The 19912-nt window shown below is 62.9% G+C and carries 28 protein-coding genes; 20 read left to right on the forward strand and 8 right to left on the reverse strand.

The features are described 5' to 3' along the window. Nucleotides 1–339: 339 nt before the first annotated feature. The 5 genes from ACRCSW_RS09520 to ACRCSW_RS09540 all read left to right on the forward strand — a co-directional run bounded on the left by ACRCSW_RS09520 (nucleotide 340) and on the right by ACRCSW_RS09540 (nucleotide 3651). Nucleotides 340–684: an ArsR/SmtB family transcription factor gene (locus ACRCSW_RS09520; RefSeq protein WP_438704545.1), complete on the forward strand. Its 345-nt coding sequence runs from the start codon at nucleotides 340–342 to the stop codon at nucleotides 682–684. Further along, complete coding sequence (locus tag ACRCSW_RS09525; protein WP_438704547.1) at nucleotides 681–1211, forward strand: SRPBCC family protein; 531 nt, start codon at nucleotides 681–683, stop codon at nucleotides 1209–1211. Before ACRCSW_RS09520 ends, ACRCSW_RS09525 begins: the two co-directional genes overlap by 4 nt. An 11-nt stretch (nucleotides 1212–1222) precedes the next feature. Continuing rightward, on the forward strand, nucleotides 1223–2023 hold the full coding sequence (locus tag ACRCSW_RS09530; protein ID WP_438704548.1) for an SDR family NAD(P)-dependent oxidoreductase: 801 nt from the start codon (nucleotides 1223–1225) through the stop codon (nucleotides 2021–2023). Between the two features lie 134 nt (nucleotides 2024–2157). Next, nucleotides 2158–2832: a glutathione S-transferase family protein gene (locus tag ACRCSW_RS09535; RefSeq protein WP_438704550.1), complete on the forward strand. Its 675-nt coding sequence runs from the start codon at nucleotides 2158–2160 to the stop codon at nucleotides 2830–2832. 180 nt (nucleotides 2833–3012) lie between these two features. Further along, nucleotides 3013–3651 (forward strand): LysE family translocator, encoded by a 639-nt coding sequence (locus ACRCSW_RS09540; protein ID WP_438704551.1) that lies wholly within the window; start codon nucleotides 3013–3015, stop codon nucleotides 3649–3651. A gap of 60 nt (nucleotides 3652–3711) precedes the next feature. On the opposite strand, the gene ACRCSW_RS09545 is transcribed toward ACRCSW_RS09540, so the two are convergent. Together ACRCSW_RS09545 and ACRCSW_RS09550 are read right to left on the reverse strand one after the other, a co-directional pair. Further along, nucleotides 3712–4308, reverse strand: a complete 597-nt coding sequence (locus ACRCSW_RS09545) for an ASCH domain-containing protein (protein ID WP_438704553.1) — start codon at nucleotides 4306–4308, stop codon at nucleotides 3712–3714. Nucleotides 4309–4355: 47 nt separating this feature from the next. Next, nucleotides 4356–5000 (reverse strand): TetR/AcrR family transcriptional regulator, encoded by a 645-nt coding sequence (locus ACRCSW_RS09550; protein WP_438704555.1) that lies wholly within the window; start codon nucleotides 4998–5000, stop codon nucleotides 4356–4358. A gap of 81 nt (nucleotides 5001–5081) precedes the next feature. Here ACRCSW_RS09550 and ACRCSW_RS09555 point away from each other — a divergent pair, with 81 nt between their 5' ends. From ACRCSW_RS09555 to ACRCSW_RS09570, 4 genes are read left to right on the forward strand one after another with little or no spacing between them, the layout of a single operon-like run. Next, a complete protein-coding gene (locus ACRCSW_RS09555) occupies nucleotides 5082–5879 on the forward strand; it encodes an alpha/beta fold hydrolase (RefSeq protein WP_438704556.1) in 798 nt (265 codons plus the stop codon). A 31-nt stretch (nucleotides 5880–5910) separates the two neighbouring features. After that, complete coding sequence (locus ACRCSW_RS09560; protein ID WP_438704558.1) at nucleotides 5911–6300, forward strand: VOC family protein; 390 nt, start codon at nucleotides 5911–5913, stop codon at nucleotides 6298–6300. Between the two features lie 43 nt (nucleotides 6301–6343). Beyond that, on the forward strand, nucleotides 6344–8614 hold the full coding sequence (locus ACRCSW_RS09565) for an ATP-binding cassette domain-containing protein (protein WP_438704559.1): 2271 nt from the start codon (nucleotides 6344–6346) through the stop codon (nucleotides 8612–8614). Then, nucleotides 8611–8991 (forward strand): DUF1428 domain-containing protein, encoded by a 381-nt coding sequence (locus tag ACRCSW_RS09570; protein ID WP_438704561.1) that lies wholly within the window; start codon nucleotides 8611–8613, stop codon nucleotides 8989–8991. Before ACRCSW_RS09565 ends, ACRCSW_RS09570 begins: the two co-directional genes overlap by 4 nt. Nucleotides 8992–9426: 435 nt before the next feature. Here the strand turns inward: ACRCSW_RS09570 and ACRCSW_RS09575 are convergent, their stop codons facing one another. Then, the gene (locus ACRCSW_RS09575; protein ID WP_438704562.1) at nucleotides 9427–9750 is read right to left on the reverse strand and encodes a winged helix-turn-helix transcriptional regulator; all 324 of its coding nucleotides are present in this window, start codon (nucleotides 9748–9750) and stop codon (nucleotides 9427–9429) included. A gap of 107 nt (nucleotides 9751–9857) precedes the next feature. Here ACRCSW_RS09575 and ACRCSW_RS09580 point away from each other — a divergent pair, with 107 nt between their 5' ends. From ACRCSW_RS09580 to ACRCSW_RS09605, 6 genes are all read left to right on the forward strand, one after another. Further along, complete coding sequence (locus ACRCSW_RS09580; RefSeq protein ID WP_438704566.1) at nucleotides 9858–10562, forward strand: glutathione S-transferase family protein; 705 nt, start codon at nucleotides 9858–9860, stop codon at nucleotides 10560–10562. A 613-nt stretch (nucleotides 10563–11175) separates the two neighbouring features. After that, on the forward strand, nucleotides 11176–11655 hold the full coding sequence (locus tag ACRCSW_RS09585) for a carboxymuconolactone decarboxylase family protein (RefSeq protein WP_438704568.1): 480 nt from the start codon (nucleotides 11176–11178) through the stop codon (nucleotides 11653–11655). Next, the gene (locus ACRCSW_RS09590; protein ID WP_438704570.1) at nucleotides 11655–12515 is read left to right on the forward strand and encodes a sigma-70 family RNA polymerase sigma factor; all 861 of its coding nucleotides are present in this window, start codon (nucleotides 11655–11657) and stop codon (nucleotides 12513–12515) included. Before ACRCSW_RS09585 ends, ACRCSW_RS09590 begins: the two co-directional genes overlap by 1 nt. Nucleotides 12516–12582: 67 nt before the next feature. After that, nucleotides 12583–12831 (forward strand): VOC family protein, encoded by a 249-nt coding sequence (locus tag ACRCSW_RS09595; RefSeq protein ID WP_438704592.1) that lies wholly within the window; start codon nucleotides 12583–12585, stop codon nucleotides 12829–12831. Between the two features lie 148 nt (nucleotides 12832–12979). Further along, nucleotides 12980–13543 (forward strand): putative glycolipid-binding domain-containing protein, encoded by a 564-nt coding sequence (locus ACRCSW_RS09600; protein WP_438704571.1) that lies wholly within the window; start codon nucleotides 12980–12982, stop codon nucleotides 13541–13543. 94 nt (nucleotides 13544–13637) lie between these two features. Beyond that, on the forward strand, nucleotides 13638–13985 hold the full coding sequence (locus ACRCSW_RS09605; protein ID WP_438704573.1) for a hypothetical protein: 348 nt from the start codon (nucleotides 13638–13640) through the stop codon (nucleotides 13983–13985). A 197-nt stretch (nucleotides 13986–14182) separates the two neighbouring features. Here the strand turns inward: ACRCSW_RS09605 and ACRCSW_RS09610 are convergent, their stop codons facing one another. Together ACRCSW_RS09610 and ACRCSW_RS09615 are read right to left on the reverse strand one after the other, a co-directional pair. After that, nucleotides 14183–14521: an ArsR/SmtB family transcription factor gene (locus ACRCSW_RS09610; RefSeq protein WP_438704575.1), complete on the reverse strand. Its 339-nt coding sequence runs from the start codon at nucleotides 14519–14521 to the stop codon at nucleotides 14183–14185. A gap of 7 nt (nucleotides 14522–14528) precedes the next feature. Next, nucleotides 14529–15170 carry an SRPBCC family protein gene (locus ACRCSW_RS09615; RefSeq protein ID WP_438704576.1) on the reverse strand — a complete coding sequence of 214 codons (642 nt, stop codon included), beginning with the start codon at nucleotides 15168–15170 and terminating at the stop codon, nucleotides 14529–14531. A gap of 129 nt (nucleotides 15171–15299) precedes the next feature. Between ACRCSW_RS09615 and ACRCSW_RS09620 the strand changes: the two genes are divergently transcribed. Beyond that, a complete protein-coding gene (locus tag ACRCSW_RS09620) occupies nucleotides 15300–15653 on the forward strand; it encodes a DUF2200 domain-containing protein (protein ID WP_438704578.1) in 354 nt (117 codons plus the stop codon). Between the two features lie 144 nt (nucleotides 15654–15797). Continuing rightward, on the forward strand, nucleotides 15798–16214 hold the full coding sequence (locus ACRCSW_RS09625; RefSeq protein WP_438704580.1) for a hypothetical protein: 417 nt from the start codon (nucleotides 15798–15800) through the stop codon (nucleotides 16212–16214). 50 nt (nucleotides 16215–16264) lie between these two features. On the opposite strand, the gene ACRCSW_RS09630 is transcribed toward ACRCSW_RS09625, so the two are convergent. Next, nucleotides 16265–16798 carry a winged helix-turn-helix transcriptional regulator gene (locus ACRCSW_RS09630; protein ID WP_438704582.1) on the reverse strand — a complete coding sequence of 178 codons (534 nt, stop codon included), beginning with the start codon at nucleotides 16796–16798 and terminating at the stop codon, nucleotides 16265–16267. 62 nt (nucleotides 16799–16860) lie between these two features. On the opposite strand from ACRCSW_RS09630, the gene ACRCSW_RS09635 reads away from it, so the two are divergent. The 3 genes from ACRCSW_RS09635 (at nucleotide 16861) to ACRCSW_RS09645 (ending at nucleotide 18885) form a co-directional block, all read left to right on the forward strand. Then, entirely contained in the window at nucleotides 16861–17433 is a 573-nt protein-coding gene (locus tag ACRCSW_RS09635) for a dihydrofolate reductase family protein (protein ID WP_438704584.1), read from the forward strand. Beyond that, the gene (locus ACRCSW_RS09640) at nucleotides 17430–17705 is read left to right on the forward strand and encodes a putative quinol monooxygenase (protein ID WP_438704586.1); all 276 of its coding nucleotides are present in this window, start codon (nucleotides 17430–17432) and stop codon (nucleotides 17703–17705) included. Before ACRCSW_RS09635 ends, ACRCSW_RS09640 begins: the two co-directional genes overlap by 4 nt. A gap of 451 nt (nucleotides 17706–18156) precedes the next feature. After that, nucleotides 18157–18885 (forward strand): hypothetical protein, encoded by a 729-nt coding sequence (locus ACRCSW_RS09645; protein ID WP_438704588.1) that lies wholly within the window; start codon nucleotides 18157–18159, stop codon nucleotides 18883–18885. Nucleotides 18886–19002: 117 nt separating this feature from the next. On the opposite strand, the gene ACRCSW_RS09650 is transcribed toward ACRCSW_RS09645, so the two are convergent. Together ACRCSW_RS09650 and ACRCSW_RS09655 are read right to left on the reverse strand one after the other, a co-directional pair. Continuing rightward, nucleotides 19003–19455, reverse strand: a complete 453-nt coding sequence (locus ACRCSW_RS09650) for a cupin domain-containing protein (protein ID WP_438704589.1) — start codon at nucleotides 19453–19455, stop codon at nucleotides 19003–19005. Between the two features lie 264 nt (nucleotides 19456–19719). Beyond that, nucleotides 19720–19912: YdeI/OmpD-associated family protein (locus tag ACRCSW_RS09655; protein ID WP_438704591.1), on the reverse strand; the 193-nt coding region annotated here is incomplete at its 5' end.

A 19912-nucleotide genomic window follows, 5' to 3' on the forward strand; every position in this document is an offset into this window, starting at 1 on the left:
AAACTGTAGGCGCAGCGGCAGCTTCGTCCGCAGAGCAGACCAGAAGGCAGCACAAATGCCGCAAGTTCAATCAACGGCCGCTTTTCGGAAGCTGCGTCGCAGCGACGTCCACAACACGAACGTCCGCAGTGGGCCGGAATGCACTGACGTACGCTCGTTGCCACTCGATTGATTACCCGTTTCTTGTCTGAACTGCCTGCCTGCAAGCCCCCAGTGCGCCATCCCGACGGGCCTGCTCCCCGTCGTCGCAACCGGCTTGACTGTTTCATTTTACTTTTCTGTTGAATGATTGCTCCGCCGAGGTTAACTATACCATATGGTATTATGAGAATCGCGCCGATGGACGACATCTTCCACGCCCTGAGTGATCGAACCCGCCGCGCGATCCTGCGCGAGCTTGCGCAAGGAGAGCGCACGGTCGGCGAGCTTGCCGCGCCCTTTCCGATGACGCTGGCTGCGGCGTCCAAGCATATCCGCACACTGGAGAAGGCCGGTCTCCTTCGCCGAGAGATCCGCTGGCGGACCCATGTCTGCCACCTCGAACCAGCGCCCCTGAGGCAGGCGATGGATGAACTGGCCTTCTACGAGCGGTTCTGGACCGGGCGGCTCGACATCCTCGACCGCCTGCTGCGGGAGGATGACACGCAAACGTCACCTCCGCTGGCGGAAGGGGACGCGACATGACACGGGCCGACAGCATCGACGACTTCGCCAGGCTGACGGACGGCTCGACCCTCGTCATCCAGCGCTGGCTGCCCGGTCCGGTGGAACGGGTCTGGCGCTACCTGACCGACAGCGACCTGCGCAAGAAATGGTTCGCCGCCGGCCAGATGACACTCGACCCAGGCGCGCCCCTGGAGCTTGTCTGGCGCAATGACAGCCTCAGCGATCCAGGCGATCCCCGGCCTGCGATGTTCGCCGCAGAACAGCGGATGCCAAGCCGGGTCCTCGCGGTCGATCCGATGCGAAGCCTGACCATCGCCTGGGGCAATGGAACGGTGACCTTCGCGCTGCGCGAACAGGCTGGCCGCGTGCAGATGACGGTCACCCACACCGGGCTTGCAGACCAGGGCGCGCAACGGATCATCGCCGGGGGGTGGCACATGCATCTCGACATCCTGGCTGCACACCTTTCCGGTGCGCCACGGCCGTCCTTCTGGTCCGGCTGGTCCCGACTGCAGAGCATCTATGACGGCCGCCTGTCGAGCTGAAAGGGAAAGCCATGACGATGTTGAAGGCCAAGACCGCCCTGATCCTGGGCGGCAGCGGGGCGATCGGCAGTGCGGTCGGGCACGCCCTTGCGCGTGAGGGGGCGCAGGTCCATCTGGGTGCGCGTCAGCAAGCCCGGCTGGACAAGGTGGCCCAGGCCATCCGGGCCGAGGGCGGGGAGGTCGGCACCTTCCAGGTCGACACGCTTGACGAGCGGGCAACCAGCGACGCGGTGGCGGACCTGGCCAGCCGGGCTGGCGGGATTGACATCGTGGTCAACGCCACAAGCTTCATGCATGATCAGGGCAAGGAGCTTGGCGCGCTCTCGCTGCGCGACTTCATGGGCGGCATCACGCCCTTCCTGACCTCAGGGTTCAACATCGCCAAGGCGGTGGCGCCCCACATCGGCGGCGCGCGCGGTGGCGCGATCATCACCGTTGTCGCACCCGCTGCCCGCATGGCGGCGCCGGGCCATCTGGGGCACATCGTCGGCTGCGCCGGCATCGAAGCCTTCAGCAGGGCACTGGCCAGCGAGCTTGGCCCGCGGAACATCCGCGTCCTCTGCCTGCGGTCGCATGCGATTGTCGATGCGGTCGCAGCAGGCTCCTACACCGCGGGGCTCTTTGCGCCAAAAGCGCAGGCGATGGGGCTGACGGTGCAGGACTGGCTGGAAGGGGCGGCGCAGGGCACGATGCTGAAACAGCTGCCCGCCCTGTCGCAGCTTGCCCGGATCATCGCCTTTCTGGCGTCCGACGCTGCGGCGGCAATGACGGCAACCGCCGTCAACGTCACCGCGGGGGCGACACTTGACTGACATCCGCAGCGCGACCGGCCTGCACGGGCGCCCGTGAGCCCGGTAAGGGTCGTAACTGCAGTCCGGTTCCGGCTTGACACTGCGTCACGCTTCCGTGCAGTTTAAGTACTCACCAGTACCCACGCGAGCCCCGGATGCGCCCCGTCCTGACCGCCTTCGCCGATTCCCCCGATCGCGGGTGCGGGCTGGCGCGCGATTTCCGCGTGCGCTGGACGCTGGAGGAGCTTGGCCAGGCCTCTGACCTGCGGCTTGTCAGCTTTGCCGACCTCAAGACGCCGGGCTATCGGGCGCTGCAGCCCTTCGGCCAGATTCCGGCCTGGCAGGAAGACGGGCTTGACCTCTTCGAGTCCGGTGCGATCGTGCTGCATCTTGCGCAGCAGCACCCGGGCCTCCTTCCCGACGACCGAGCCGGTCGCGCCCGCGCCGTGGCCTGGGTCTTCGCCGCGCTCGACACGGTCGAGCCGCCGATCTGGGACTGGGACCTCGCGCGCATGGTCGAACGGCACCAGCCCTGGCATGCCGAACGGCAGCCGATGCTAAAGGGGCGCATCCACAAGCGCCTGCAGGATCTCTCCGAATGGCTGGGGACGAAGGACTGGCTGGAAGGGACCTTCTCGCTTGGCGACCTGATTATGATCAGCGTCCTGCGCCGGTTGCACGGCTCGGGACTGCTTGAGGAACACCCAGCCCTCGCCAGCTACGTCGGGAGAGGAGAGGCGCGACCGGCCTTCCGCCGGGCCTTCAGCGCGCAGAAGGCCGTGTTCGATGCCACCGACCCAAAGCAGGCCGCGAAAGGTCCGGACCCATGACCGAAGGCCGACGGGGCAGAGACGGGCGAGCAGTACTCGGCCTCGGAATGGCGGCTCGATCCCGGCCAGCCGGGCGTCGGCGCGCATCGTGGACTGGTTCGCCGCGCGCGAGCCGCCCGCCTGACGCGCTGCCGCACAGGAAGACGGCCTTTCACACTGCGCTATCCATAGGCCCCCGATATGCTTGACGCCTTCGATTCCCCGGCCCTTCTGGCCTTCTTCGTCGCAGCGGTCTCGCCTGGTCCGGCAACCCTTGCCGTGTCGACGACCGCGATGGCCCAGGGCATGCGCGCCGCCTTGCTGCTTGGCATCGGGCTTGGCCTCGGGCTGGCCTTCTGGGGCCTTGTCGCCGCCGCCGGGCTGGGCGCGCTTCTGGTCCAGTCCTCGGTCGCGCTGACGGTCCTGCGCTGGGTTGGTGGAGCCTACCTCTTGTGGCTTGCCTGGCAATCGGCCCGCAGCGCGGTGATGCCCGACCCGCCTTCAGCCGAGGCGCCAAGTGCGGCAGCCGGGCGGATGCTGATCCGCGGCCTTGTGCTCAACCTCAGCAACCCCAAGGCCGTGCTGGCATGGATCTCGGTGCTGGCGCTTGGGCTCAGCGCCCCCGACGACAGGTCGGGCCTCGCCGTGACGACCGCCCTCTGCGCGGCGCTTGGCCTCATGATCTACGCGGCCTATGCGGTCCTCTTCGCGCAGGCGCCCGTCCGGGCCGGCTATCGGAAGGCGCGGCGGGGAATCGACGGCCTGGCAGCCGCGTTCTTCGGCTATTCGGGACTGAGGCTTATCTTCACCCGCGCCGATGCGGACATGCCGGCGGGGTGACAGCTTGCCGGGCGGCACGGCATGTGACCGGCCCACGGGGGCCGGGCGGGCGCAAGGACATCACGGCGCGTCCATCCCGGGCAGCGTTGGACCGTACAGGACCCGCCGCCCCCGGGGGCTGAGGCGGTAGCCCACCTCCAGGCTTTCCGTCAGCCCAAGCTCTTTCAAAAGCCGCATCCGGCGCTTCAGCACGGCCTTCTCAACCCCGGCCATCCTGGCCAGTTCGGCCGCCGGGAGACCCGCATGCAGATGCAGAAGATGCAGGTAGCTGTCGGTCCAGTCCGGACCCCGTCCCCGCCGATCCAGGTCGCAGAGCGCATCCCGGATCAGCCCGACCGCTTCAATGTCAAGGTCATCGCTGAGCGCCAGGCTCTTGCGCGGGTCCTCGCGGTCCAGACGGAACGCGATCCGGTAAAGCTGGCCATCGCCCCCGGAAAGCGCCGCCAGCGCCTCTGCCCGGTCCGCGAAGCCAGCCGCCCGCGCGGCGGTGTCGGTGATGTCTTCCGGGGCCACGATCTCCACCTCCCCGATCGCCAGCTCACCGACCGGGGTCCGCAGGCGCCCGCCGCTTTTCACGGTCGGCCGGCGCCACCGGCGGAAGGCGACCGTCACCTCGCCCCGGGCAATCAGGTCCAGAATCCGCTGCTTGAAGAGCATTCATCCCCCAGGTGTCGCTGATCGCCAAGGCCATCCCGCCAGTGGCCTCACGAACGCCCCGCGCCATAGGCCGCCAGGAACACATCCACCGCCGCATCGGCATAGGCCGCGTGGCGCGAGGTATCGGTGACCGACGCGGCATCGAACATCGCGCGGTTCAGGGGACCCGACAGGATCAGCCAGTTGAACTGCTCGGCAGCCAGCATGGGATCCTCCATCCGCAGAAAGCCGCGCTCCTGCAGCCGCGCGAAACTGGCCGCCAGCTTTTCCTGCCCGCGTTTCGGGGCCGCGTCATACCAGGCCCGGGCGACATCGGGAAAGCGGTCCACCTCGGCGATGATCCGGCGGCGGATGCGCATGATGTCGGGCTGGATCACATCGCGCAGGTGCTGGCGCGCGAAAATCCGCAGGTCGCGCGCGGGATCGTCAGAGCCCGCCAGCGCATCAAAGCTTTCGGCCCCCTGGTCCTCGGCGGCGGCAATCAGTCGGCGGATCGCCTCGCGGACAAGATCATCCTTGTCCGCGAAGTGGCGGTAGATCGTCTGCTTGGATACCGAGGAGAGGGCCGCGATCTCGTCCGTGTTCGTCCCAGCGTAGCCATTTTCAAGATAGAGGCGCAGCGTTGCGTCGAGGATCACCTGACGGACATCGTCGGGGTTGGGGCGCTGCTGTCGCTTGGCTGTCTGTGCCAAAGGCTGGCTCCTCTCTGGTACTTGACAGTACTTGTGTGACTGGATTAGTTCGGTACCCATGAGTACTGAAAGGAGAGAGCCGTGTCCAGATCAACCATGACGACGTCCCGGGACGGAACGCCGATCGCGTTCGAGCGCACAGGAAGCGGCCCCGCCTTGATCCTCATCGAACCGGCCGGGCATTACCGGGGCCTCAGCGCCTTCGACGACCTTGTGCCGCTTCTGACGTCAGACTTCACCGTCTGCCGCTATGATCGCCGCGGCCGGGGGGAAAGCGGCGATACGCTTCCGTACGCGCCGGACCGGGAGGTCGAGGATCTTGCGGCGCTGGTCGATGCCATCGGCGGGCGGGCCTTTGCCTATGGCTATTCCTCAGGCGCACTTCTGGCTCTCCACGCGGCCGCGCGGGGTGTGCCGCTTGGCGGTCTCATCCTCATGGAGCCGCCGCTGCAGGACGGCGCACAGGAGGGGCCCGATCCGCTGACCAAGGAACTGGCCGATCTGGTCCGCGCCGGGCGCAACGGGGATGCAGTGGCCCATTTCCACGCCTCCATCGGCGTTCCGGAAGAGATGGTAACGGGGATGCGCGGCACGGACCGGTGGACGCGGATGGTGGGCATCGCGCCGACCCTGGTCTACGACTGCCGACTGTCCGACGCGATGCGCCCGGGTGTGCTTGCCGCTGCGTCGGTGCCGACCTTGGTGCTCGACAGCGAAGGAAGCAGCGACGACCTGACCGGGTCGGCCGCAACGGCCGCGCGCCTGATCCCCGGCGCGCGCCACAAAAGCCTGCCCGGTGAATGGCATGTCGTGGCACCCGACCTGATCGCGCGCGAGATCAAGGCGCATCTCGGCCCCCTTGCGACGACCTCATCGTAATGCCCTCCAATCCGAAGCCGAGGCCAATTCCATGAACATTCTTGCCACGACGCTCTCTCTTGTCGTCGGTGATCCCGCCGCGTCCACCGGGTTCTTGACCGAGCATTTCGGGTTCCGCGAAGTGCTGGCCTTCGACGGCGGCGCGGCGGTCGAGCATCCGGGCGGCGGCCCGACGCTCTTCTTCCTGCGCGAAGGGCTTGCCACGCTCGACCCATCGCAGCGGCATGTGCTCGCACAAGGGATCACATTGGCCCTCACCGTCGAAGACATCGACGCCGAAATCGCAAGACTGCGCACGGCCGGTGTCCAGCCCACCTTTGACATCCGGCAGGACGACTGGGGCGAACGCCATGTGCAGATCGCAGACCCGAACGGCCTGATCCTGCAACTCGTCCAGTGGGTCGGCGGGCGGCTGTACTGACCCCCCGCCTTCGCATCGGCAACCAACCGGCATGAGGAGCATCATGGCCGAGGCAAGCTTCATCCACGTGCGCGGCGCGCGCGAGAATACTCTCAAGAACGTCTCGCTCGACATCCCGAAAGGGCGGATCACCGTCTTCACCGGCGTTTCCGGGTCCGGCAAGTCGTCGCTTGTCTTCGGCACCATCGCCGCCGAAAGCCAGCGGCTGATCAACGAGACCTACCCCGCCTTCGTCCAGCAGTTCCTGCCCCGCTACGGGCAACCGGACGTCGACCTTCTGGAGAACATCTCGGCCGCGATCATCGTCGACCAGCAGCGCCTGGGCGGCAACGCACGCTCGACCGTGGCGACCGTGACCGACACGGCGCAGATGCTGCGCGTGCTCTTCTCCCGGCTTGCCGAGCCCCGCCTTGGCCCACCCGGCGCCTACAGCACGAACGACCCGCGCGGGATGTGCCCGGTGTGCGAAGGCATGGGACGGGTTGCCTCGATCGACATGGGCAGCGTGATCGACGAAAGCCGCTCGCTGAACGACGGCGCCTTGCTGCCAAGGGACTTCGCCAAGGGCAGCTGGTGGTGGGAGGTCTGCCGCACCTCGGGCCTCTTCGACGTGGACAAGCCCGTGTCGCAGTTCACGGAAGGTGAGCGGTACAGCCTTCTGCACCTCGATGACGGGCGCAAGGTCAAGGTCGGCAAGATCGCCCTGACCTACGAGGGGGTGATCGTCAAACTGAAGCGGGGACTGGGCGCGAAGGACCCCGAAGCGCTGCAGCCCCATGTGCGGGCCGAATACGACCGCATCTTCACCCGCGCGACCTGCCCTGACTGCGATGGCACCCGCCTGAACGCCGCGGCGCGCGGCAGCCGGATCGCCGGGCACAGCATCGCCGACATGTCCGCGATGCAGGTCTCGGACCTGATCGACGTGGTGCGGAGCATCGACGCCCCGTCCGTCAGGCCCATCGTCAAGGCGCTGACCGCACGCCTGGAAAGCCTGGCAAGCATCGGGCTTGGCTACCTCAGCCTCGACCGCGAAAGCGCAACGCTCTCGGGCGGGGAATCCCAGCGCGTCAAAATGGTGCGCCACCTGGGGTCGTCGCTGATCGACCTTACCTATGTCTTCGACGAACCCTCGGTCGGCTTGCATCCGCACGACGTGGGGCGGCTGGCCGGCCTGATGCGGCAGCTTCGCGACAAGGGCAACACCGTCCTCATCGTCGAGCACAAGCCCGACATGATCGCCATTGCCGACCATGTCGTGGACATGGGGCCCGGCGCCGGGTCGAAGGGCGGCGAAGTGGTCTATCAGGGCGACCTTGCCGGCTTGCGGACGGCCGGCACGCTGACCGGCATCCACCTGGCGCGGCACCAGCCGCTGAAGACGGACCCGCGCCGCAAGACCGGCGAGCTCTGGATCAGGAATGCCCGGGCCAACACCCTTCGCGACCTGACGGTGGCGATTCCGAAGGGCGTACTCACGGTCGTCGCGGGCGTGGCGGGCTCCGGCAAGTCGTCCCTGATCCAGACCTGCCTGCCGCGGGCGTATCCAGAGGCGATCCTGATCGACCAGACCCTTGCGCGCGGCTCGCGCCGGTCGAACACCGCGACCTGGACCGGCATCCTCGACCCGATCCGCAAGGCCTTTGCCAAGGCCAACGGCGTCGCCCCCGCGCTTTTCTCGGCCAACAGCCAGGGCGCCTGCCCGGATTGCGCCGGCTTGGGCGTGATCTTCACCGATCTCGCGCACCTCGACCCCATGGTCACCACCTGCGAGACCTGCGAAGGCAAGCGGTTCCTGCCCGTTGTGCTTGACCTGCGCCTGCGCGGCCAATCCATTGCCGACGTCTTCGACATGAGCGTCGAGACCGCCGCCGCCTTCTTCACCGAGCCCGCCGTCGCCCGCACCCTTGCCAGCCTTGCCGATGTGGGCCTTGGCTACCTGACGCTTGGGCAGCCCCTCTCCACGCTGTCGGGGGGCGAACGGCAGCGGCTGAAACTGGCGGCCGAGCTCGGCAAGGCCGGCAACGTCTATATCCTGGACGAGCCGGCCTCGGGTCTGCATCTGCATGACGTGGCAACGCTGATCAGCCTTCTCGACCGGCTGGTCGATGCCGGGTCCACGGTCGTGGTCATCGAACACAGCCTCGACGTCATCGCCCGCGCTGACTGGGTGATCGAGCTTGGTCCCGGCGCGGGACGCGACGGCGGGCGCGTGATGTTCCAGGGTCCTCCGGCCGACCTTGCGCGCCACCCTTCCTCTCTCACGGGCCGGTATCTCGCCAGCCACCTCCACCCAGAAGGACAAAAAGCATGACCTATGTCGATGGCTTCATCAGCGCGGTGCCGACCGCCAACAAGGACGCCTACCTGCGGCACGCCCGCGTGACGGGCGCCGTGTTCCGCGATCACGGCGCGCTTACGGTCGTCGAATGCTGGGGGGATGACCTGCCCGAGGGTCACCTCACCTCCATGCCCCTTGCCGTCCGCCGTCAGGAGCATGAGACCGTCTGCCTGTCCTGGGTCACATGGCCGGACAAGGCAACGCGCGACGCCGCTCTGATGAAGGTCTTCACCGATCCCCGGATGCGGCCCGATCAGAACCCGGCCCCCTACGACGGAAAGCGGATCATCCGCGGCGGGTTCGAGGTGCTGTTCGAGACCCTTGACCGAGACAGAGGCATGAGGCGTTAGATATAGGCGCCGGTGCGCGGAACTAACGGAGCTCCTGAATCCATGCCTGCAAAACAGATCGGTCTCTTCGGTCCGCCTTAGGAGCCAGACAGCAGCATGAGGAGAAGGAGGGAGCAGGGTCGTCGATCACATGTCGCAGCAAGGTGTCCGAGCTTGAAGCACGGAGCGACGTAACGCTGTGCGCTGACCGAGAAGCAATCGGACACCGCTGAGGCTGGACCCACATCGTTGTCTCCAGTCGGCCAAGCCGGCCGCCAGGCTGCAGAAGTGCTGCGGGATCTGTCAACGGCTGCTTTGGGAAGCTGCGCCGCAGCAATGACCGTCCCACAGATGTCCGCACAGGGCCGGGTTTGCCTCCGCCAATCCCCGGGAGCCGTACGGTCGACTAAGTTCCGGCGTACGACACAATGAGCCCAAAGCGAACAGTCTGAAATTTCACTCGGCGGCGAGGTCAAACGCCGCGTCCCACCAGTTGCCCAGTGCGTCGATCAACGGCACAAGGCGGCGTCCTGCTGGTGTCAGGGCATACTCTACCCGCAGCGGATAGCCCTCGAACTCGGTCCGCCGGACGATCCCGGCTGTTTCCAGCTTGCGAAGCTCTGCGGCCAGCATCTTGTGCGAGATGGTGGGGTTGTCCCGGCGCAGGTCGCTGAAGCGCTTGGTCCCGTCCTGCAAGTAGTAGATCAGCAGGGTCGGCCAGCGACCGCTGAGCACCTGCATGACCTCTTCGATGGGGCATCGCGATACCAGATCCTTCATGGCTGCTCCTGGTTACAAAAAGGTGCGTAATTTACTTGCCGGAACAGGCGGGTAGGTTCCGGCTTCGCTGCGCAGCGTGATCATCAAACGTCACGGAGACTGAAACTATGGAACCTATCCTACTCTACGGCTTCCCCTCGGGAAGCTCCATGGGTCTCGTTGCCGCTCTTGAGTGGCTGGGTAAGCCTTATCGGCTTTGCCGGGTCGACATGCTGGGCGAAATGCGCGAACCGTCCTATGCTCGCCTGAATGCCCGGCATGAAACACCCGTACTGATCACGGACGCGGGCGACGCGCTGACGGAAACCATGGCCATTGCGGGCTGGCTTGAAGCCCGCGACGAAGATCGCCGCATCAGCTTTGCGCCGATGTCGCCTGAAGCAGACCGGATGCACCAGCTGATGGCGTTCGTGAATACCGGCTTCACCGGCGGGTTTTCTCCACTTTGGGCGGCGATGGAGATGGAGGTCCCGAACCCGGAGGTGCAGTCGGTCCTGCGGGCAGTGGGGCGCGAAAGCGTGATCGAGCGGCATGACAAGCTGGAACAGATGGTCGACGGCGGGCCCTTTCTGCTCGGCGACCGACCCGTCCTTGCGGACGCGGTATTCATCGGCGTGGCGCGGTGGCTGGATTTCCACCAGGTAGCCGACAAGGCCCGCTGGCCGAAACTGGCGGCGTTGCGGGAACAGCTGGAGGCCGATCCTGCGGTGATTTTTGCAACCGATCTCGAGAATGGCGGTTTAACGTCCGGATCTGGGGCTTGCGTTGGCCATGTGGCTTTGGCCGATGTAATCAACAGGTTCGGTCGTTAGCAAGTCTGCGCGATCCGTTAGAGTTGCCGGGTCGCGCTACCTTAGAAAGTCTGCTTAATTGGAGCAGCTCGCTGACGCCACGCGAAAGCCGGCTCAGTAAAGCGCCCTGTCCGCAGATCGGACAGCGTGGTGGCAGAGATGCCGCAAGATCGATCAAAGGCCGCTTCGGTGAAGCTGCACTGCAGCTACGACCGTTCCGTAGATGACCGGATTGGACCGAGCACGTTGGTCCGGCCGCGGACCGTGCTGGAACAAGCAATCGCGCCGCCGCTTTGAGCCTTCGGCGTGACATGAAGGTCGAAGGCACGTTCGGGCTTGCGGGACATTGCCACTCCTCTGAAAAGCGTGCTCACGGCAAAACGGTTCTAGCGTCGCGTTGATCTTGCTGCTTCGATCCAGAAGGTTGTCCGCGCGAAAATCGTGCGCAACGATCGGATGCAAATCCCAAACAAAGTCAGCGATCCATCTATCCAAGAATCGAGGCATAGTCCCGTGATGGAGTGCGCGCGACCCTCTTGGCAGGCAACGGAACGTATCTGGAAAATGAGCATGGATGTCACATTGGCGCTGGCTCGTTCGTCATGGTGTTGCAACTAACGGAAGGATTCCGATCATGCCGGCGAGACTGAACCCCTTCGCTGCCGCGCCTTCGCTGATGAAGAACTGGCAACGCGCCTCAACCGAGGTCGCCGCCGCGACCAACTTCGATCCGATCCTCACCGAATTGGTGCGGATGCGGGCGTCCCAGATCAACGGCTGCGCCAACTGCATCAACCTGCATGCAACCGAAGCGCGCGCGATTGGAGAAACCGACCAGCGCATCTACCTTTTGCCGGCCTGGCGCGAGGCGCCGTGCTATAGCAACCGAGAACGCGCAGCACTTGGCTGGACCGAGGCCCTGACGCGTCTCTCCGAACGGCATGAACAGGCGAGCGCCTATGAAGCTCTGAGGGCCGAGTTCACGCAAGAAGAACAGGTCAAGCTCACTCTCACGATCATCAACATCAACGGATGGAACCGGATTGCCGTTGGCTTCAGGCTCTTCGTCGATCCGGCCGCAGTAAAGGCCGGTGCCAAGCTGGAGATCGCCTGATGCCGGACGCGCCGCCAGCAGAACCGGAGGTGGCGGAATTCGATCTGCTGCGGCCCAAGCTCATTCGCGTGGCCTATCGTATGGTGGGCTCTGTCGCAGATGCCGAGGACATGGTGCAGGAAGCCTTCATCCGATGGATGAAGGCCAACCGCGACGACGTGCGCGAACCCGAAGCTTTCTTGCGCCGCACGGTCACGCGCCTCTGTCTTGATCTGTTCAAGTCAGCGCGCCGCCAGCGCGAGACCTATATTGGCCCCTGGCTTCCGGACCCAGTTCTCGAAGAGGACGATGAGGACGAGATCACCTTGCCGTTGATGCTGGCGCTGGAACGTCTTTCACCGCTGGAGCGAGCGGCTTTCCTGCTGCATGATGTCTTCGGGCTGAAATTCGAGGAAGTCGCCGTCACCATCGGGCGCGATACCGCCGCCTGCCGTCAGCTTGCGGCGCGGGCGCGTCGGCAGATCCGTGATGCGCGGCCGCGCTTCCGGGTCGACAAGGCACATGGCCTTGCCATTGCCGAGGCATTCTTTGTCGCGTCGCGCAGCGGCGACATGAATGCGCTCGCGGCGATGCTGGCCGCTGATGTCAGCGCGCACGCCGATGGCGGCGGCAAGCGTCCGGCAGCTCTGCACCCGATCATCGGCTTCGATGCCGTCATGAAGGCACAGGAATCCCTGGTGGGGCATTTCCGCAAGAACGGCTCGACACTTCTGCGGGTTGCCCTCGTCAACGGTTTGCCTGGCTTCATCTCCCGCGAGGCGGACGGAGAGCTTCAGACGACTGCGTTCGAAATCGCGGGCGGAAAGATCGCGGCAATCTATGTGATGCGTAATCCAGACAAGCTGAAGCATCTGCATTGAGAGTGGGTGATGCGACAGAACTGCGAGGCCGGCGACCTGTGAGGGAAAAATTCTCACGCGCAGCTCCCTGCGCGAGGCGACGGCGAGTTTGGTGAGCAATTCGTCGGGAAAAACAGGTGGAGTGCCGCACCCTGATGGCCGGAACCGGTTCCACATCGAAACGGATGACGTGGATCGGCTGGTCGACACATTGCGTGGTGCAGGTGCCGCGTTCCGGGTTGGGATCACTTCCGGAACTGCCGGGCGGCAGATCTTGCTTGAAGACCCGTCCGGCAACCTGATCGAACTCTTCAAACCTGCCGGACGGTCACGATGATGTCTCCTGTCCCCGCCAGAGACAACTGACCCCTCATGGGGTTCTTGATGACCCTGTCGATGGGTTTCATCATGCTCTTCGTTTTGACTTCGATCAGTCTGGGTTTTGCGCAGCCGCGCCCTTCATGTTCGGACAAGGGAGCCCACAAATGAGCAAGCCTATCCTTTTCTGGCGCCGAACCGACCTCGAGGGCTGCGAGCGGCTGGAACTCGTCATAGAACCTGACCAGATCAGGGCAACCTCGACACTGGTCTGCTTGGAGGCCGGCGGCTTTCGCCTGGATCACAGTTGGCGCCTAAGCTCCGACTGGCGCGTGCAGACTGTCACAGTGGAACGTTGGAACGATCGGGAACATGGCCGGCTTGAACTGCTGAAAAACGGGTCGAGTTGGCTAGTCAATGGCAAGCCACGACCTGACCTGGATGGGGCAGAAGAGCCCGACCTTTCCGTAACGCCGTTCTGCAACACCTTCCCGATCCGCCGGACCTCTGAATCATATGGCGCCAGCCTCACTCTCGATACTGCGTTCATCGATGGCCCGGCACTGACGGTCGCGCGTTCGCGTCAGCGCTACGAGCGGCAAGGTCCGGGGCGGCTGCGATACGTTGATCTCGGCCTCTCACTTGGATTCGAGGCCGATCTTACCGTTGATCATCAGGGCTTGGTGCTGCGGTATGAACATTTGTTTGAGCGGATGACGCCGGTTGCTTAGGGTCAGGACCCATAAAGTGGCTGATGTTGCGGAGGTGGACTTCCTGCTACAATCGGCGCGACCGCGACAACGCTGCGTAGAGGGCACAAGAACTATGGCGAAGTTTATGGCGCTCTTCATAGGGTCAGTCTCGGCGTCCCAGAAGGCTGACTACATCCCCACTAAGGACGAAGAAGCGATGTGGGCAAAGGGCATGACAGCGTGGGGCGAGTGGATGCAGAAGCGTAAGGATGCCGTAGTCGATGCAGGCACGCCCCTCGGAAAGACCCTCCGCATAACATCGAGTGGGGTCGCCCCACATGAAAACCGGATCGTAGCCTATATTGTCGTTGAGGCTGCAGACCATCAGGCAGCGGCAGAGTTGTTCAGGGACCACCCCCATTTTGCGGTCATGCCCGGCGACTCCGTGGAGATCGTCGAGTGCCTGTCTCTTGGGGCTTAGCACACGGTCTTGGCAAAGTAGTTTTATCGGTCCTGACCCTAGGCGCGATGAGCGACGTTCGCGGACTTGGCGTCGTAAATCGATTGGAAGTCCACGGGGCGCCGCCGCGCAAATGCTCAAGACCTCTTGTCAGTTTGCCTGAATGCAGAGAACAGCCGCTTCCTCGATTGGTGCGTGCCTGCCTCAATCCTGGAATCTCATCCTTTTGCCAGCTGCCGATTGCGCTTGCCGCGAGCAACCTCGGTCGCCAAGGCGTCCAGCTTCGGCTCCCACTGACCGCGAAATCGCTCGAGCCATTGGTCAATCTCTCGCAAGGGTGCCATCTCCACTGCGTAGATGCGCTTTGCACCCTCAGGCCGTACGCGTGCGAAGCCGTTGTCCCTCAGGACCCGCAAGTGCTGCGACACCGCAGCCTGCGTTATGCCAAACTCGACATGAATGACTTTGACGATCTCGCCCGATGAATGCTCGCTACCGGCCAGAAGCTCCAGAATTCTGCGTCGCACTGGATCGCCAAGAACATCAAGGGCGTGCATCCGTGGGCTACTCTTGAGGCGGGGTAACGCCGGTATAGAAGTTGGCCGTTCGTTCGGCTGCGGTATGGGCCTGAGCCGGGTCTTCGCCACGGGCAATATCCGCCTCGCCCCAGGCGCGAGCGCTCTGCTGCATGAACGTTTTCCCCTCGGGGGACTGGGCGAACACCTCTTCGTCGATCTTGGGCGCGTCGGGTTCGGCCAGATACATCGCAAGTCCGACAAGGCCGAGTTCCCACCCAACGCCGACTGCTCCGGGGCCAAACTGATCCCAGAAAGGATTGACGATGGCCGTATGGGTCAGGGTCAGGCGGACGCGATCCTCGCTTTCAGACACCAGTTGGACATCGATCCAACTGACCTCGCCGTGCATCTCCCAGGTCGCGCCGAGATGGGCAGGCGGTTCGCAAGCGGTGATCTCGCCGCCAGCATTGCCGGTGAACTGGAAACGGCCGCCAAGCCGCAGGTCACCCTCGATAGGCAGGAACCAGCGGGGAATGCGCATCGCCGAGGTCAATGCATCCCAAAGATCGTCGATGTCCGTGTCGTAACGGCGTGACAGAATGACCGCCCGCGCCAGCCTTCCATCTTTTTCCAGATCGACGACTGAACGATCGACCAGCCCGAGATGAGTTGCCACATCAAAGGTCATCCGCACCCGTCCTTAAGTTTCCACGAATATAAGTTGAAACTTAAGTCTGTGATCTCTAGAGTCAAGTGGCTTATGCTCATGTCCGAGCGCGGTCGGAGGTCAGGGGCCGTCTGGCGCCAGGGAGATGCCATGAAGAAACACAGAATCTACACGATCAGCTTTGCAAGCGTCTACCCGCACTATGTCGCCAAGGCCGAGAAGAAAGGCCGGACAAGGTCCGAGGTCGATGCAATCATCCTCTGGCTGACCGGGTACGACCGTTCGCAGCTGGACGCTGCGCTGTCCGACAAGACGGATTTCGAGACCTTCTTCGCCCAGGCTCCCCGGATGAACCCCTTACGCAGCCTAATCAAGGGCATGATCTGCGGCGTCCGGGTGGAGGACATCGAAGAGCCGACAATGCGGGAAATCCGCTATCTGGATAAGCTCGTCGATGAACTGGCGAAGGGCAAGACGATGGAGAAAATCCTTCGTGCGGCGTGATCCGCCGAAGCATCGCCAGTATTCCCGTCCAGAGGAGTGGCCGACGCACTTTCGAACGACATCCGGTGTAAGACTGCGCTGCTGCCAGAATCTGTCAGTACAACTGTGCTACTCTGCCAACTAAACCTGTGGGAGCCACGGAATGTGCGAGCTGTCGCCGAGAAAATGGGCCTGAAGGCGGATTCCCGGGCGTACTTTGTCAATGCGCCTGACACGGCACCCGCAGCCATGGCATTGCCGAATCTTGACTGTCCAAGCTTGCTTGTAGGCGCGTTTGACCACATCCACGTGTTCGCTTCCAACGCATCCGATCTGGACCGAGAATTTGCCGAGCTTAAGGGCCACGTCGCCCGGACGGGCCGGCTTTGGGTTTCCTGGCCCAAGGGTGGTAGAAACGGCACGGACTTGAACATTCGCGAAGTGATCCGGATCGGATACTCCCACGGCATGGTCGAGAGCACGGCCCTATCGGTCGACCAGACGTGGTCCGCACTCAAATTTACGCACCCGAAGCCAAACAAGCGCTACAACAACAGCTACGGCAAACTGCCCGATGGGTGATTGCGGTCTTTGTCCCGACGGTTGAGTTCTGACAGCACAGCTAGAGCGGCTTACTCACCCTTTGTTCTGCGAGAGAGATGATCGAAGGCCGCTTGCAGCTGATCGGTAACGGTCGGGTTGGGAAGTGGGATCGAAGCGCTCAGATGCCGCACTCTCAGTTCGTCCATGAGCGCCTCCTGCATCTCTTGACCGCCTTCTTCGAGAACTTGGTTCCGTACTGCATACACTGGCTCTATGGGCAGGAACTTCCGCCCCCAAGCGCCAAGCGCGATCATCGCGGGCAAGAGCGCGATAGCCTTCTCCGTCAGACTGTAGATGCTTCGCTGCTTGTGTCGCGGATCATTTGCCATCGTCAAAAGGCCGTCAGACACGAGTTTTTTCAAACGAGAAGCCAGGATGTTGGTGGCAATCCCTTCAAGCGAGTTGGTCTGGAGGTCGCGATAGGTTCGGAGATCGCCGAACATCACGTCACGGAGGATGACCAGTGACCATGCGTCGCCGATTACCTCGGTCGCAAGATTGATGGGACATCCGGAGCGCACTTTCATGGCTACGAAGATGAGACATCCGATTGCGTATTGCAAGCGGTTCTTAGGTGTGTATACTACTTGCAATGTGCACGCAGTATCACGCGAAAGGACATCAGATGATGTTTTCCCACATCAGCACGAGCGTTGACGGCTTCATCAACGACCGCGACGGCGATGACAGCTTCTTCCCCATTGATGGCTCGTTCATGGCGCACATCGACTCCATGCTCGCAGGGATCGGCGGGATGGTGTTCGGTCGCAGGGCCTTCGATCAACTCGCGACATTCTGGCCGAAGGCCGGAGAGATGGGGGATGCCGGTTTGGCAAGACAGGCAGAGCCGATGAACCGGTTGCCGAAATACGTCCTGACGCACCGTCCTCTGGAGACCGCATGGGCAGCATCACAGGCCGTGACCGTGGATGAATTGCGCTCCATCAAGGCCGAAGCCACCGCGCCGATTGCAGTCTTTGCCGGGGCCGACGCCATTTCTTCAGTGTTGGAAGCCGGACTGCTCGATCAGTTCCGGCTTCTCAGGCAGCCGGTCATTCTTGGTGAAGGCATTCCCCTCTTCGCCCGTAATTCAAAGCATCGGTGTCTGAAACTGCTGAAGGCAGATGTGCTGGCGACAGGAGCCATCCTCGAAACCTATGAGGTCGACAACGTGAGCCAACCGGATACACGTCCATGATAATCGTGACAGGTCATATCGTGGTTCAAGCCGGCAGGCGGGACGAGTTCGTGGCTCTGTCAAAACCCGCGATGACGGAAGCGAGAAAGCATGACTCCTGTCAGATGTTTGTTGTGGCGGCGGACCCACTTGAGGCAGACCGGGTCGTCGTCAGCGAGGTATGGACATCACGGGCGGATCTCCTCGCTTTCCGCGGCCAGGGGCCAGGAGCGGACCTGTCAGGGCTCATCGTGAGCGCCGCCGTCCGCGATTTTTCCGTTCCAGACGCTTAACGCGGCTAACCTGTCGGGTGTATGTGGCAAAAAGTAATCGAGCGCAAGGAAAGCTCCTTTGTCCGACAAACCGGCCATAAACCCCTTGCAAGAACTTATGCGTCAAAAACGGTCGTTTTGGTCGCTCCAACCGAACAGCCAGACGATCGTTACGGTTCAGAAAGACCATTGGAGTCCAAAGCGGAAGTGCTGGTCAACACCCTGCCCAATTGGACGTTTTGGGTGAGTCATGTCGATCCACCCAGCCATCGGCTTATTCTTCCTTGCGCCCTTTATCGGGGAATTCCTTCTGGGAAACGTGGCGCTCGATGCAATCTATGCGCTTCCGATCCTCGCGCCGCTCTACGGCGGAGGGGCGCTTCTAATCCGGGAGGTTGCCCGAAGGACGGGGCGGGGCTGGCCAGCCATCTTGCTCCTCGGGTGCGCATACGCGGTTCTCGAAGAGAGCATAGTGACCCAGCTCATCTTCAACGCTGACTATCCAGGCGTGGTGACGTTTGGGCCGACCTATCTTCCTATGCTTGGCATCAACGTCTCGACCATTCTTGCTATCTTGTCGCTGCATGCGGGCTGGAGCATCTGCGCCTCGATAGCGCTGATTGAGGTGCTAGTGGCCAAACGACGTACTGAGCCTTGGCTGCCGCCGCGGGGCGTTTGGGCTGTGTTCACAATTTTCGTAACGGGTGCTGCGTTCATCACTTGGTCAGAGATTGTGGAGCGTCAGTTCATTGCCTCACCGCTGCAACTGGGGATCAGCGCAGGCGTCATCGCGATATTGATCTTCGGCGCTCTACGTATCCGCATGCCCGCAGCGGCGTTCAATCGCCAATTTGTCCCTCCGCCGTGGCTCCTTGCGCTTTGGATGCTTATTCTGACAATGCTGCTTTTGGTCGTCATCGACACTGGTACTTGGTGGGGCGTGGCGGGCTGGATTGTAATCGTCACGGGACTGATCTCTTCGCTCGCGGTCTGGTCCTCTCGTGAAGGGTGGAGTCCGCGACACCGTGTCGGCGCGGTGGGCGGGGCTATCCTGACCTATGCTTGGATTGGATTCCCGCAGGTTCCGACAATTGGGACGCCAGGCCCCATCGATACGGTCGGCAACGCGATATTCGCGGCGATCGCGGTGTCTCTCGTTGTTCGTGCGTGGCGGGGTGCAGAGAGAGTGCGTCGTACATAACTTACTGCTGGCAATGCAACGTCTCCCTTTCGACCCGCTTGAAACGGTCATTTGTCGGACGCGCAGCATCGGTCAAAGTGGGCTCAGATCCGACGTTCAACTAGGCGACTGCCTGTCCTAAATCGGCGTTCCGTCCAGCCGCGTAAATCGGCGGCCCGACGCGTCGTGATACATGATCACGTCGTGGTCTGGGTAATGAACCGCACCCTTCACCGCCCGGGCGCCGACCACCAAAATAATCGCATCAGCCGATGATCTGTTCTCTAGGCAGTGCGCCGTCGGTGATCCAGCCCGCCATCCTGCCGCATCGCCAGTGCGCAGAACTGTCTCTGTCTCCTCGATCAGGACCAGTTCGCCCGAGAGCACATAGACGAACTCGTCTTCGGTTTCGTGCCAATGTCGATGCGATGACCTCGAACGAGGAGGCAGTCGTTCAAGATGGACGCCAAACTGCTTGAGGCCCACCTGGTCGCCAAGGGCAATCATTGCCGAAGGTCCATCGTCTTGGCCCGACAGCGGGTTCGGGCCACCCGTGTTTTCGGTCCAGTTGCGGTCCGTGATCTTGGGCAAGCAGCTCTCCATCGATATCGATCGATCATAGCTTGTGTCCAAGTCCCCAACAACCACCGCCAAGGGCTCGGAGCGGCCGTTTGCTGAACGGCTTGGGTTTGACCGCTCCTGATCCAGAGCGGCGTTCTGGCATTTTTTGAGCTATCCCAGAAACCGGACTTTTGTGGCCGGAGCAGCAGTCTTCGCTCAGCAGTGTCGGAGATGCAGAACCCCGTTGTCTGGTGCTCAGAAAGCAGTATACGGGTCCGCCCGCACCAGGCTTCGTCACTTCATCCGCTGCGGGTAGATCGTTTCGCCACACATCAACATGGTTACGATGGTGTCGATCTTCTTTTTCCGTCCAGCCACGGTCTTCATGTTGTGGGTACGGAAGGCTAGTGCGAAGCGGTTTTTCTCGCTTAGTTTCGCCAGCATTGCCTTTGCTTTGGGTTCGCTGTCGATCGCGGCCTGAAGATCG

Origin of the sequence: Tabrizicola sp. (genome assembly GCF_051645465.1) — a bacterium.
In the GTDB taxonomy this organism is placed as follows: domain Bacteria; phylum Pseudomonadota; class Alphaproteobacteria; order Rhodobacterales; family Rhodobacteraceae; genus Tabrizicola.